The sequence below is a fragment of the uncultured Aquimarina sp. genome, from assembly GCF_947500065.1.
Classification (GTDB): domain Bacteria; phylum Bacteroidota; class Bacteroidia; order Flavobacteriales; family Flavobacteriaceae; genus Aquimarina.
The window spans coordinates 211,362-226,498 of record NZ_CANMQT010000005.1; the positions used below are offsets into that span (position 1 = coordinate 211,362).

The window sequence follows — 15,137 nt, forward strand, 5'->3', positions numbered from 1 at the left end:
GAATCATACTACAACTCCCTCGCAGCAACTAGTTTACAACCAGTGTGCACCACAAACCATTGACGGCACGAGCGAGACGCTCGTGCTAGCCTTTTGATTAGCCTTTATTAGCTATAATATTTTAATAGGTTTTTATTTTTTTCAAAATAATTATGCACTGTTCTGTTGTCCAGTAAAAAGAACGGGATTTCCATATATTTCCAAATTAAAAGTTCAAATTCTTCCTTTAAAAATAAAGAAGAATTTATATTTTTTATTTCACTTAATAAAAACTCACTGAGTTGATTTTGATCAGGATTATTATTGAGAAAATCTTTTAATTGATTCATCAAAATGGAGAATTGTTCGGTTAACCATTCAGTTTTATGAGGTCGCGGGCATTTTTCACCATCTCTTCCACCAAAATCATAATCAGTAAAATGGACAGATGATTCTAACTTACTTTCAATCTTTTTAATTATTGGTTCGTATCTCATATATAATTACATCTAAGGTTTAATATATGTGTCGTAGCAGAGTAAAATGTTATTGTGTTTTTGAATTTATTTATCAATACCCGTTGTAGATAGTTTAGAATTAGTGTGCACCCGCTGCCGCTAGTTTGCAACTAGTGTGCACCACAAACCTATGTTAGACAACATAAAAAACAATTATAATATACAAAAATTTATGGCTGTTATATATATTCTTACTCTTACTCCCATTCATAGTCGCCACTAGTCACAGACTAGCGGTAGCGGGGGTTTTGTTTTTTCTTTGATTACATACTGTTTATGGTGCGAAGTCACAGACATTCGCACAGCACTTTCCTTTTTTGTTCACTCTTCGGAGAGCTGGGAGTTACAAACTTCGCAGAGCTGGATACATTGTTATGCGCTCGCTTTTTATTCTATTAATTCCAGAGTTTCTTTTTTAATTTGTTCAAACTCTTTCTTAAAATCAGAAAGAAAAGCTCTTTTCTCAAGCGTGTTTATTTTAATTAACTTGCCAGTAGAACTAAAGTGTTCTTTGTTATAGTTAATAGCTGTTTTCTTATTCTCTTTTGATTCAGCAAGAGAAAAAATAAGCTGTGTGTCTTTAGGATAATGTTTGTAAATAAAGTCAAGAATTAATTTTTTATTGTCTTCGTCGACATCTTCCTTAAATATTGCGTCCATTACGAATGGCAATCTGTGGACATATGCAGTTCTTTTAATAATAGTATTAAATGAAAAATAATAAGCCAACAAAGTCTTTAATAATTCAACACCTTGTTGTGGAAATAATTTATTATTATAAAGACTGTAATCATCTTTAAATATTTTCACTTTAAGTTCTTTTAAATTCGAACGGAAAAGGTTAGAAAAACTAATCTCAATTTTATTACGTTCACTCTTTATCTCTTCATTAGTTTTAAATTTTGCTAATTCTTCAATTATCCCTCTTAATTCTATTTCGATTTCACCGATTTGACTTATTATTTTATTTGATAGACTTACATTAACTTTATTATCTAGCCATGTACTTACGCTTAAGTTGTCAATTTGATAATCTTTTAAAATCGAATATTTTTCATTAATCAGAGTTCTTAATTCATTAATGTCTTTTTTCAATGAATTTAGGAGCCCAGTCTTTTTACTTATTTCTTTTTTATTAGTTTTAAGCTGTTCTTTAGTATCATCAACATCTTGATAATACTCATATACTTTTTCGATAGAGTTAGGCAGAGATTGTTTACATGTAGGACAACTGTCTTTAAGTGGCTTTTCTTCGCTGATATTTCTATTTACCGCTAGAAGTACTTTACGGTGTTCTTCTAAAAGTTTAATTTTATTACATAATACTAAATATTCTTTTTCGTTTTGAATTAAAGTGTTTTTTTCATTTTTATACTGCTCTATATATTCAGCAGACTTATTTAAAAAAGCTTCATCTTTAAGTTTAGATAGGTGTAATTCGTCTTTTCCTTTTTCCGTTTTGTATAGAAATTTTATATCATTTTCAAGTCTTTGTTTTTCAGCTTCAAGTCTTTGTTTTTCCTCTCTATCATACTTATTATTAATACCTAAATAATAATCATAGTAATCAAATTTGAAATTTCGAAAATAATCCAATCCTCTGAAGGATTTAAGTGTTAATACCCAGCCATAATCCTGAGCAACATAATATGGTAAAAACATTGATTCTATAGAACCAAGTTTATAATCTCCTTTACTTTCAAGAAATAAGTTAAAACCGAATAATTCCGCAAGATATTTTTTTAATTGCTTATGTTCTTCTGACTTATTTCCATTTATACCTAAAAATTTTTTAATAGGAATTCCTTTTCGGATTATGAAAATGAAATCAGTATCACGTATAATTGTAATATTTTCTATTGATATTTTTTTTATTTGAAAATCAAGTCTAAAAATAACATTTTCAGAAAGAACTTCACTTAGTTTATGGTTTTCATCATTGATGCCAAATGTGTAGTTGATTGCTTGTATTAAAGTACTTTTACCTGATGTGTTTTTTCCATAGATAATATTAATATTATCATTAAACTCAGTGTGGAAATATTTATTATGCTCTTCTGAATAGGCAAAAAAACGATTATATTTTATATGTGTTTTCATTTAATTTTTTAATGTTTATAATTGACTTCATAAAAAGCAGCAAAGACAATAGCTTTAAATTCTATTTCTCCCAAATGTGTAGAATCTGTTTTTGAAAACATAGATACTAATTCAGCTACGTTTTCTTCATCTGAATATGTGATACAATTCGAGACATTTAATTTAACAAATTCTAAAATTTTTCTATGCTCAGCCTCACTATAGGATTTAAAAAAGTCAAATGCAGTATCAAAAGCAAACTCAAATGTTTCACGTTCTGCAGGTTTTATTTTTAGAACTTTTGAAACTTCTCTTTTTTGTGAACGCCAATAGTCAAAACATTTAGATTTACTTGTCAACAAATCAAATGTTTCCTCAATTTCCGTAGAGGAAATTCGTTTTTTTTCATCAAGTAAATCTGCTTTGTCCTTTTGATTATAAATATATTCAACATCATTAAAAAGCTTTATTATAGTGTTTAATGCAGCTCTCGGATTATATATCTGTGAATTAAAAACTTTATCTATTTGACCTACGAGTTCATTTTCTTGTTTCTCAACAGTATTATTTATATCTAGCCAAATAAATTTCAAGTGTTCTAGTTGTGTTGTTAAATCAATGTCATCAACACCTTCAGTGATTTTCTGTTTTATAGAGTCGTCAAGTTCTTTGAATTTAACCAAAGTATTATTGGCTTTAATAGATTCTGAAGCCTTTATTTTTTTCTTATTTTTTTCATAAACTTTCAAATTAATTGTTTGATTTGTGGAAAAAAACAAAACATGTTTATAATCTTTAGATTTTACTATTTTATCGTCAAGAAGTGATTTACCTGTTTTAAGAAGTTTTTTTATGATAGTTATTAGATTAATGTCTAATTCCCATGAGCTTGGTGCCTTTTTTTTTGATTGATATGCCTCAATAATTTCAGCTTCATCATTTTTATTAAGAAAACAAAAGAGAAAATCATCATGATGTTCTAAACATATGAAATATTTCTTTTCTTTGAATTTGTTATGGTACTCCTCAAGTAAAAGGTACAATGCAGAATTTCTTTGTAAAGCAAATCCTGTCTGAGCATCAACACCCGCATTAGTAGATTTATCAGTCATTATTCATTGTTTGTCTTATTTTGCAGGTTTCTCTTTCAAACTGGCGCATAACGTTAAATATATGGCAAGTTGGGCAGAAAATAAGCGATTAATTTCGGTTTAACCACAAGCCAAATCTTTTTATTTTGTTTTAATTTTTTCTCTTTAATACCAAATCAAAAGATTTGGCGACTTTGCAAATAGACAGTAACCTTTGGATTAAACACTAATCGCCCAATTTGCTATATATAGTGTTAGGCTTAGTTATTTTTCGCAACTTTAAATCCAATTGGAAAATCAACTTTTGAAAAATTGTTTATTTCCATATCAAAGTTTGTAGCTAATACCACCTTATTAATTGGAACTAAACTTATCTGAGCTATTTTTGTTTTTAAACCTGCAAACTGCATTGTTTCGTAAAATATTTCCTCGCCAGAATTGAAAAAACTGTTTTCAGAGTCCTTAAATAGAACAGATTTAATTTCGTGTTTTATGTCAGTTACTCTATAAATAGGAACTCCATTTTTTTTTTGTTTCTCAAAAATAACATCAAAATTTACTGTTTGGTTTTTAGAGTTTGGTATGTAAAGCATATTCTCTCTAAAGATTTCTAACTGTTCTTCGATGAAATCGTAAGATTTGCTAAAGACATCATTTCCACTTAAAGCACTTAATGAAGGTAAATGCCAAGTTTTTATATATTTACCTCTAAAAACACCATCTGAATTGAAGTAAGTTTCAAAAAGTAATCCATTTAAAACGTGATTTTCTCCATCTTTGTTGAACTGATTTAATCTATTTGCTAAATCTTCCATAAAATATCCAGCATCATTTTCTCCTCCATTAGCTGTTTGTAAAATATTTCTACCTAAAATAAATAATTCTGTATCGTTGTAATCATTCACATTTAATTCAGGTATTCTCGATATAGCTGGACTTTGAACATACCAATTAGAAGTTTTCAATTCTTTTACGATGTCAATTAATGCGTTATTATCACTTAATTCAAAATTTTTATCTGCGATAGCATCATCTGGATATGGTGCATTAGTAGTTTGAACAAGTTGACCAGAGTTGAAAATAAATGTTCCAGTAAGAGAAGTGTGTTCCCAAGAAGTTTGTTTTCCATTTGAGAATGTGTAAACGGAATTCCTTACTCTTTTAAAGAACTCTTCAACTGTTATGTTTTTATCTTCGATATGTTTGAGCAGAGCAGTAGTGTAAAGTCCATTGTCTCCAGCACCATCTTTTGCTCTTTCTCCTGGTGATGTTGCGTACGCAATCAAAGTTCCTTTTGGTGCATACATTGGTGCCAGTCCTTGAAGTGCTAGACTCCTGTCCCAACTTTTTTCAAATGGATTATCCCTGCAAGCATCTAAAATGACAATATTTGTTTCATTACTTGCTCTTTCCATATATGCAAGCACTTTATTTAATGTGATTGAGCTATATTTTGCGGAAACTTCAGTATCAAAATTGGTGTTTGTTACTGTCATAAAATTATCTCCATCAATTTGCATTCCGTGACCAGCAAAATAAAAAAGTCCAACATCATAGTCGTTCAGTTTTTTACCGAATTCGTCAATTTCGGAATCCAAATCTTGCTGATTTGTGTCCGTAACACATTTAACAATGTAGCCAAGTCTGTTTAAAACATCGGCAAAGTCTTTTGCATCATTAATCGGATTTTTTAGATTATTTTCAGACTTTTCATAGTTGGCGTTCCCAATTATTAATGCTAATCCTTTCATTTTATCGATGTTCTTTTATAATTAAGCCTAACATGAGAGTATAGTTACTATTATAAATAGCTAGTACCATTTGTAATTGATTACAAACACTTACAAGCGATTGATACTATACTTCCCTTTTGTTTTATAAAGCTCTAAAAATAACGTAAAATTCCCCATATTACAAAATGATGTGGGTTCTTTTATAGATTGGTTGGTGTTTTGTGTGGTCTCTCGACTCCGCTCGAGATGACAGTACTTGGGCGGTTTATCGTGACAAGTAAGTTTTCTTTCATCGAATTGATACGTTTTGATTAAAAACCCTATTCTCGATAAATCCGCCCGAGGCTGACACTCGAATTGACGGGTTTTTAATAAAGTTTACTCCTTTTCGATTTTAGGAGCTAGCCATAGATATCCGATACACACTAGAAATAGGATATAGAATCCAATGGGATTTATGGGTGCTAAAGGAGAAAATTGTTTTGTGTTTTTTATAGAAGCTCTATCAAAGTGTCTGCGGTTTCTTAGTATGTCATCATACGCTGATTTTGCTTTCCATGTGCTGGTATCCGTTACAAAATAATCCAACACAGCGGTGGTGTCTTGTGCGACAGATATCCTATTCCAGCCTAATTTCTTAGGGTAGGTTTTACCTAGCCATAGATTTGACATATCAATATCGTTGCGAAGTGCAATGCGATATCCTTCATCCGTTGTTACTTCAGGTTCAGGAATAGCGGTTCTTAGTGTAAACTCATAAGATTGGTCTTTTATAGCCAGGATATTATGTGCATCCCAACTCACGGCAGCGCTTTCTTTTTTACCGATTGCACTTATAATCTCAGACCACACTTGTTGGTACTCGGTTGTTTTGCCATTCAATAATAATTCATAGGTGCTTTGTAAAACTGTAGTACTTACTTTACCCTTTCCGAGATGTTTATAGGCAGATACAATATCGCTTGTACCATTTTTATGTATCACTTGTAACTGAAATTGATCTTTAAACAAAAAAGGATACTTTGCTATTTTAGTTTTTGGAGCAGTACCCAGACTTGTTTCGGTACTTTTTTCTTTTACAAAATCGAAAGCTACCTCATCTTTTCTATATCTAAAAAAATCTTCATCGGGTTGGATAAAAAGTCCTAGTCCATGCTGTTTGATAGCGTTCGTAAGAGCAGTTCGTGAACTCCGCCCTAAGTTCTTTGCTGTAGTAGCATCTAGGATGACCAAATCAAAAGGCTGTAAATTCTTTTCAGAAAAAGCACCTATCGGTATTCGATCTGTATTAAAATACTCGAACTTAAATCTACCTTTTGTGATCCTACTTTTTACCACCACCTCATGCCCATTTTCAGCAACATAGTTTTTAAGGTATTTGGTTTCAAAAGTTGGAAAACTATTGACTATCAATATTTTCAAATGGGTACGATCGATCACCGTAATAGGGATGGGATCACGAGCATATATAGTTCCTAGAGAATCTTTTTCGACTAATGAAAAATTATAATTACCAATTACCTTAAGATCCGCAGATAATCGAAAGGATTGCTTTGTTTCGGATAACAGCGCAATAGAATCTATAGCGTTTCCGCCTGGTTCTTCCAAAATCAGATGATTTCCTTTCTTAGGATTATTGTATATCCCTTCTATATATAACTGCTCTCCTACTACTCTTTTCTTATCATATCTAAACTTAATAACTCCTGATGGAGCATCACTTTTTATATACCTAACTTCATAGTTCTTTAATTGCCAAAAATCAAAAGGCGCGATTCCTTCTCCCAATACAAAAACAGTATCCGACGTATGTATATTTCTAAAAATTGGCTGATTCGCTTTGTACTCAACTGTCTTTAGTCTTTTATGAACTTTCTGTAGACTATCTAATTGATCCTCAATATAATTAGTAGTGAGTATGGCAACCTTCGTTTTTTTGCCAAGTATGGGTAAAGCTGGCTGTAATGCAATGCATGCAAGCGCACTGATTGCGATACCTGCTATTGTTATTTTTATCCAGAATCGACCTTTCCCAAAATCAGACCCTTCTTTCCAAATAAAGATGCACCATAGCACTATAGCACTAATAGCTATTGGCACTATCCAATTACTATGTAAAAAAGTGATGTTTTCAATCATTAATTTCAAGCTCTTTTAATAGGAATTCGTTTATTTCGCTGGTTTGCTTTTTCTTTTTAAAGGCATTGGGTTGTAACGCTGGCAACGCAACATACAGGCTTTTTTGCAAAGCTACCAAAGCTTCGTAGGGGACAGCTATATCTTCAGAAATCCACTTTAGTTGTTGCAGTGTTTCTAGGTATTGTCCAGGATTTTCGATAGCTTTTGTGGCTAACTCATTTCCTGCTTGTTTAAAAAGCTGTTTATCTTCATTGGTAATTTTACTTTCTTCTACGATTAATTGCTCTAGTCGTGCCACAGATAGCCGTATCGATAGGTATATATCTTCTTGTTCTAAATCTGCACTCTTGTTATAACTGGATACTTCGTCTATTTCTCCAGTGAGTCTTTTCTCTTCTTTAATGGGTGGAGGATCAAATCCAATACGATGCACATAGATACGCGCACTATTTTTTATTTCCTGAATCAATTTTAATGCTCTATATTGATATGGTAATGATTTTTCTGGAGTGTATAATCGTAAATACAATTCGGCATCCCACATCTCGTTTAAGGCTTGTCGTAACTTACTTTTTAGGGATTGCGTAAACAGTGTAGACTCTTCTGGATCTTCGTGATTATGCAAATATTCTTCTAAAGGATCTTCCTTTTTTTCTTCTTCTACCAAATTATGTTCGTTCTCACTATCATGTGCGTGGGTGTACTTTGCCAAGGGATCTTCTTCTTCGTGTCCTTCTTCATGATGATCTTCTTCATGATCAGGAGTTTCAACATCGCCTTCTGCAGTGCCACCAAATTCTGATTCATCACCCATAAATTCAGCATACTTAAGGCGTAGTACTTTTTGGTCAAAACCTAATTCATTACTCTTAGATTTATATTCTTGTGTAGTTAGTTTAGGTTTATCTTTAAGCAGTTTTTCTGTGTCTATGATTAACTGGCGTTGACTTCTAAAATAATCTGGCATCAGATCCACTCCCATTGTTCCTTCTACGGCAAAGGTATCAGAAACGGTATCTTTTATCACCGCAAAAAAAGTTTCACTTCTAGCCGTATTCGGTTTTGGTCGTTTACGATCCAATGCTTCTACATAAAAATAAAGTTCATCGCCTGGTTCCATCTTCATTTGATCCAGATTGATGTTTTTGAACAAATTCGTATTCTTACTGCCTTTAGGAATTTTACTATTGAAGTTTAACTTCTCTTCTCTGAACTTTACGGATTCGCCAGAGCCTTTACTTACGGTAGCTATAATATAGGCATCCGCTATCCCAAAATCATCAGTGATAAGCGTGTTAAACGACAGTTTCTTATCTTCATTAAAATCAAAAGATGTGAACTGTTGTATGCCTTTGATTTCTACAGAAGGACTTTTGTCTTTGATCACCTCAATAGCATACAGTTCTGAAACGTATGATCTGTCTTGTAGATCCGTAAATTTAAAATTATAAAAACCTGCAGTTGTGAGTGCGGATGCTCCTGTATATGCTTCATCTGTCAATTCCAATGGATAGCTATTCCCCATGCTTTCCATAGTAACATGCTTTATCTCTTTATCAAATTGTATTTTCCAGGAAACTCTGGATCCTTCTACTGCCTTTATATCCATACTGGAAGTCTCTACAGAAGGAACTTGTGTATAGTTTGGATAGTTAATGGTTAGTTGTTGACGTATTAACTTAGGTGGCTGTACTGCTGTAGAAGTAGTATCTGTTGGTTTAAAAACAATGGCTTCTGGAGTTACGTTTGATGGTTGCGACCATTGCAGCCTATCCATCAACTGATATTGATAGATCACTAAACCTACCAAAATAAACGAACCCAAAATAATACTACCACGAACTATATGATTCGGAGGTTTTATCGTTTTTAGTTTTTCTACAAGTCTGGTGGTTACTCGGTTTTGCTGTATTCTCGCGATATCCGAAAGTTTCTCTTTAGGCTCTAATAAAAGACCCGTACTATATTCTGTGGCATCGAGATGAACGTCTATATAACTTGCGATATTCTCTAAACTATGTTTCCACGGTTTTATATAAAGTATGATGATACTGCCAACTAGGAGTAATACCAGTATCGCCCAAAATACATTGAAAAACAGAAGATATGTAAGAATAGCTGGTCCTAAGGCGTACAATGAAACCTCTAGCCAAAGCATCAATCGCCATCGCCTTCTAAATCCAACTAATATGTCATATCCTGATCTCACTATTGCTTCCTGAATTTTGCGACACTACGTTCTGTCACTAATAATACACCCAACAACAACCATAACCATTTAGAAATATCAAAAAGTCTAAATTGTTTTTTACCAACATCTACAGTAGCTGATATCGGTTGTAGTTCTGTTATATCTATACTCCTTTTGTCATACCGATCAATTTCATCTTGTTCATGCTTATAAAAATCAAACAATCGCAACAGCTGTTCTGGTAAATTTCTATCCACACTATTTTCTAGAGTAAGAGGTGCTGTAAGGTAAAACACATTACTGAGTGCACTTTCTTCTATGATTGTATCGGCAAGATGATCGGGTTGGTATACTAATATTTTTGAAGATGTCTCCGGAATTGAATCAGAAGATAACCAAACGACTAATTGGAACGTAGAAAGGTCTAAGACATCCATATCCTGAACTATTTCTATATCTATTGGCCTATGAATGTATTTTGAAATAGCCTTAAGTGATGCTGCTACATAAGTCTTCTGATTCGCCAGACTATCTTCATAAAACAACAATACTTTTGTCGGTATTTCTGAAGTCAATGCTATGGTTTCTTGTTTTCCGTTTAACTGCAATTGTATACTATCCTTTGTATCATTTACCTTACGTTTATCGTTATCTATGGAAACAAGCTTTTTAGTAAATGATACCTGGTATTGATCACTACTAAGCGATACTAACTCCAAGCTATCTTTTCTTTTTGTGGCTTTGAGGATTCTTTTAACCGACTGTTTAGCGTCAATCGGAATCCAGGTTGCGCTTTTAGTAACAGAAGGTCTCATACCCTGTATTCCTGTTACAAATGCGCTCGTAAAGACCACGATACTATCGGTTTGTAATGTTTCCATTTCCTGAGCTAGTTGCCAATAATTAGGTTTGTCTGTATTTATAGCATCTAATTGATCGGTATCTAACTCTGGAAAACCAGATTGCAAGAGTCTTAGTGATTCTCCAGTTTCTAAGGTATCCAAAATGTTACGCATCCTATCATCTTCAAGAAGTGAAGATTCTACAATATACGTAATAGGTATGGTCGTAATTTTCTTTTTTATATTGATTCCGGCTATAATAAAGACAAGAATTCCTAGTACTAACATTCTTAGTACGAGCAGAAAAATCTCATTAAACTGAATACTTCTTGATTGTTTTGAATCCGATTCACTCAATAATTTTGTGCTACCAATTTTTATTGTTCTCCCATCTTTCTTACTCCATAGATGTATCGCTAAAGGAACAAGAAGTCCTAATAAGGCCCATAAATATGTAGGGTTCACAAAGAACATATCAAATTATTTTGTTTCGTTTCTTCAGAAATACCTGTAGCGCTTCACCTATATGTTCATGTAGTTGGAACATATGATAACTAATATCATTCGCCAATAGCGTGTCTTTGGTGTTTTTGATCATTTCTTCCAATGCCGTCAGGTATTGTTTTTTTGCTGTCTTGGCATCTATTTTAAGCTTCACTCCCGTTTCCAGGTCTTCGAATGTTACTGTTCCTTTATAGTCAAATTCTAATTCATTCTTTCCCATAAGGTGTAAAACCACTACTTCATTTTTCGGAGTCTTTAGTCTTTTAATAAAAGTCGTTAGTTCTTCGCTGTGCTCATATAGATCTGTTATAAAGAATATCATTTCTTTATGATTCCGATCATGGAGACTTTTAGAAGCATTCGGGTTTTCAGGCCATTTTCCTTTATTTTCGATCTTAGTTAGCTCTAATAAAAAACGATTATAATGTTGCTTTTGAATTTTGGGATATAGATTATACAACTGCTGTTCATTCAGAGCAAACAGACCAATAGCATCTCCTTGATTTTGGGATAAATACCCTAAAGAAGCTATCAGGACTCTGGCATAATCCATTTTAGAAAGTTCATTTTCCTGATGAAGCATCGATTTACTGGCATCCAAAATGAATTTTATTGAAATATTCGTTTCGACTTCAGATTGTTTAATATAATACCTACCAGATCTGGCGAGCATTTTCCAATCCAATAATCGTAAATCATCACCAGGTTCATAATTACGATATTGATTAAACTCCATCCCTGAACCTACATTATGACTATGATTTAATCCAGACAAATATCCATCAACAATTACACGCGCAATCAGCGATAATCCCGAAACACTTTTTATAAGTTCCGGTTTTAGTAATTGATGATAATCTTGTTTCACTTGATTTGACTTATTTTATTTTCCTATTTCGATATCTTTCAATAAATGCTGAGTCACGGCATCAGAGGTAATCCCTTCTGATTCTGCTCTAAAATTGACAATAACTCTATGTCTTAATACGGGTATCGCTACATGATGTAAATCATCTAATGTTACAGACAGTCGTCCCTGTGCTAATGCACGAGCTTTGGCAGTTAATATCATGGCTTGACCAGCACGTGGTCCTGCTCCCCAATTCACCCATTCTTTTACGTATGCATTGGTAGTTGTTTCGGGTCGTGTAGCTCTAATAACTTTACTTACATAAGAAATCAAATCATCACTAATAGGAACTTCTCTAACCAAGTGTTGTAATCTCAAAATGTCTTCTGCCGAGATCACCTTATGTAAGGTTTCTTTTTTTATACCCGTTGTATTTTTTAGAATCATTGTTTCTTCTGATTCCGTAGGATATCCAATTTTGATATATAATAAAAATCGATCCTGTTGCGCCTCTGGAAGTGCAAAGGTTCCTGATTGTTCTATAGGATTTTGAGTCGCCAATATAAAAAATGGTCTGTCTAACTCGTATGTTTTTCCGGAATAGGTAACCTCAAACTCCTGCATCGCCTCTAGCAATGCCGCCTGAGTTTTGGGAGGTGTACGATTGATCTCATCTGCAAGGATGATATTAGAAAAAATTGGGCCTTTATTAAATTTAAAAAATTTCTTTCCTGTACTATAATCCTCTTCTAATATTTCTGTACCAATAATATCTGATGGCATTAAATCAGGAGTAAATTGGATTCTTTTAAAATTGAGATCTATAGCTTGCGCAAGTGTTCTGATCATCAATGTTTTTGCTAAACCAGGAACTCCTTCTAACAACGCATGTCCTCCTGCAAGGAACGTAATTAATAACTGTTCTACCGTTTCCTCCTGCCCTGTAATCACCTTACCAATCTCTTTTCTTAAATCCTGAAGTTTATCAGTAAGAATGGTAATTTCTTTTTCTATACTTGCTAACTCTTTGTCCATATAGTTCTATCTTTTATGATGTTAACGCATACATAACAATGTTAACACCAAATCGGGTATTGTCTATTTTATACCATCGTTTATTTCTAAAATCATAGTCCCACTCACAGCCATAGTCTTTATTACTAAACAAGACTCCTATCCTTCCATTAACTTGAATTGCTTTTAAATAGTCGTGTACAATATCATCTCCCCATCCATTTAATTCTTGAGAAGTAGTTGGTGGACCATCTTCAAACTCAAAGAATATTTTATAAATCTCGTGATTATTAGGGATTTTCTTTAATGATTGCGGGCCAAAAATGTCTTCCATCTGGCGCTCAAATGATTTAGAAAATAATCCATCTATATCGTGATTACAATCATCGGCAAACACAAAACCTCCATTATCAACATATTTCTTAAAGTTCTCTCTTTCCTTTTTAGTGAACTGTACTAATTTATGGCCAGAAATATAGCAAAAAGGACTTTTGAAAATTTCATCACTACTTAATGAAATGATTTTCTCTTGCGTATCTACTTTTAGCGTAGTATACTCTACAAGAGAGTTTAACAAATTAGAAGGCATCCTTTGGTCTACATCCCAATCTCCTGATTCGTATTGTAATCGTGTAAAGAAAAATTTATTGCTCAATATGAAATTAACTAGGTATACTAACGAAACAATATAGATCATTAATTATTAAAATGATCCAAAATTAAAGTTAATTAGGATTCTCTTAAAACAACTACTACCATCAGAGCGTAGTTAAAAAAATACACGATATACATCCATATATTTTAACTACGCTCTATCTGATAGTTTCTTAATTATTAGTTTTAAGGCAGGATTTTAAGATTATACTGCATCCGAAAGACTCGTAAAGGTAAAGTCTCTTATTTTCATATAAGGAACAAGATTACCGTCAATTCTCACCTGTTTACCTAAAGTTTCCAGATTATTAAGCATAATAATTGGACTTTCGTTAAACCTGAAGTTTTTAACAGGATATTTTATTTTTCCATTTTCTATATAAAATGTTCCATCCCTTGTCAGTCCTGTATATAATAAGGTTTGAGGGTCTACATTTCTAATGTACCATAATCTGGTAACTAAAATTCCCTTTTTTGTTCCTTTGATAAGGTCTTCTAATGAAGCGTCTCCTCCTTGCATAATAAATCCATTAGGAAAAGGAACAGGATCTACTCCTTTTTTCTCTGCCCAATAACGGCTATATGCTAGATTTTTCACAACTCCATTTTCTATCCAACTAGTCTTTTTCAAAGGTTGTCCAGAACCATTCCATGTACCGGTAGGCACTTCAGGATTGAGAGGATCTGACCAGATGTTTACACGCTCGTCTACAATCTTCTCTCCCATTTTGGTTCCTCCACCTTCTTTAGACATAAAACTTCGTCCTTCATCTGCGGTACGTGCATTAAACGCAAACGCCATATTACCTAAAAGACCTACAGAAGCTGCTGGTTCTAGAATCACAGTATATTTACCAGGTTCTATTGCCTTTGCTTCTTTGGACATTACCGCTTTATCGATCGCTATTTTGGAAGCCTCTGCTGCATCAAATTTACCAACGTCATTAAAATCCCTGGTTACCCAACCAGATCCGGTTCCATCATTACTACGCATAGTAACCGTAAAACTGGCATCCGTTGACTGGTTGTAGGCAAACAAACCACTAGAGTTCATCATTGCACTAAAACCTGCTGAGTCATTAAAGAATCCCGCTGCTGTCACATTTTTTGCTGCTGCTGGTTCAATACTGCTATTAGCAACTTCTGCACGATACTCGGGTTTTATATTTGCCGTAGCATCTATATACGTTATAGATGAGTCATATTTTTGTGGTCCGAGAGGAGCCATAAATTCTGGATTCTCTGGAGAAAGTTTCGCTAATTCCTCAGCTCTCTTTACCACTTTTTTCAAAGATTCATCATCAAATTCATCAATAGTAGCTGTACCTGATTTTTTTCCGAAATTAGATTGTACTACTAAAGTTTGATTTGATCGATGTCCCGCTGTAGAAACTGTATTTCTAGCATAACGGATATTACCACTTTCGCTTCCGCTTAAATTTACTTCACAAGCATCAGCAGTAGAAAAGCTCAACGCCTTTTCCATAATTTGCTTTGCTTCTTCTTTAGAATATATTGCCATGATATTTTTTATTTGTAGTAA

Annotated in this window: 11 protein-coding genes; all 11 read right to left on the reverse strand. The window is 33.3% G+C overall.

All coding sequences use genetic code 11. The features are described from left to right. Positions 1-107: 107 nt before the first annotated feature. The 11 genes from Q0975_RS16275 to Q0975_RS16325 all read right to left on the reverse strand — a co-directional run bounded on the left by Q0975_RS16275 (position 108) and on the right by Q0975_RS16325 (position 15,116). Positions 108-476, reverse strand: a complete 369-nt coding sequence (locus Q0975_RS16275) for a hypothetical protein (RefSeq protein WP_299438560.1) — start codon at positions 474-476, stop codon at positions 108-110. Positions 477-884: 408 nt separating this feature from the next. After that, positions 885-2,597: a hypothetical protein gene (locus tag Q0975_RS16280; protein ID WP_299438562.1), complete on the reverse strand. Its 1,713-nt coding sequence runs from the start codon at positions 2,595-2,597 to the stop codon at positions 885-887. 8 nt (positions 2,598-2,605) lie between these two features. Next, a complete protein-coding gene (locus tag Q0975_RS16285) occupies positions 2,606-3,688 on the reverse strand; it encodes a hypothetical protein (RefSeq protein ID WP_299438564.1) in 1,083 nt (360 codons plus the stop codon). A 239-nt stretch (positions 3,689-3,927) separates the two neighbouring features. Then, on the reverse strand, positions 3,928-5,418 hold the full coding sequence (locus tag Q0975_RS16290) for a caspase family protein (RefSeq protein WP_299438566.1): 1,491 nt from the start codon (positions 5,416-5,418) through the stop codon (positions 3,928-3,930). A 360-nt stretch (positions 5,419-5,778) separates the two neighbouring features. After that, positions 5,779-7,539 (reverse strand): hypothetical protein, encoded by a 1,761-nt coding sequence (locus Q0975_RS16295; protein ID WP_299438568.1) that lies wholly within the window; start codon positions 7,537-7,539, stop codon positions 5,779-5,781. Further along, positions 7,532-9,748, reverse strand: coding sequence for a tryptophan-rich sensory protein (locus Q0975_RS16300; protein WP_299438570.1), 2,217 nt, complete (start codon positions 9,746-9,748; stop codon positions 7,532-7,534). The genes Q0975_RS16295 and Q0975_RS16300 overlap by 8 nt, the downstream gene beginning before the upstream one ends. After that, positions 9,748-11,046 carry a BatA domain-containing protein gene (locus Q0975_RS16305; protein ID WP_299438572.1) on the reverse strand — a complete coding sequence of 433 codons (1,299 nt, stop codon included), beginning with the start codon at positions 11,044-11,046 and terminating at the stop codon, positions 9,748-9,750. Before Q0975_RS16305 ends, Q0975_RS16300 begins: the two co-directional genes overlap by 1 nt. A 1-nt stretch (position 11,047) precedes the next feature. Continuing rightward, complete coding sequence (locus Q0975_RS16310; protein ID WP_299438574.1) at positions 11,048-11,944, reverse strand: DUF58 domain-containing protein; 897 nt, start codon at positions 11,942-11,944, stop codon at positions 11,048-11,050. 15 nt (positions 11,945-11,959) lie between these two features. Beyond that, positions 11,960-12,961, reverse strand: coding sequence for a MoxR family ATPase (locus Q0975_RS16315; protein WP_299438576.1), 1,002 nt, complete (start codon positions 12,959-12,961; stop codon positions 11,960-11,962). Between the two features lie 13 nt (positions 12,962-12,974). Beyond that, positions 12,975-13,595 carry a DUF4159 domain-containing protein gene (locus tag Q0975_RS16320; protein WP_299438578.1) on the reverse strand — a complete coding sequence of 207 codons (621 nt, stop codon included), beginning with the start codon at positions 13,593-13,595 and terminating at the stop codon, positions 12,975-12,977. 204 nt (positions 13,596-13,799) lie between these two features. After that, the gene (locus tag Q0975_RS16325) at positions 13,800-15,116 is read right to left on the reverse strand and encodes a TldD/PmbA family protein (RefSeq protein ID WP_299438579.1); all 1,317 of its coding nucleotides are present in this window, start codon (positions 15,114-15,116) and stop codon (positions 13,800-13,802) included. Positions 15,117-15,137: the final 21 nt, after the last annotated feature.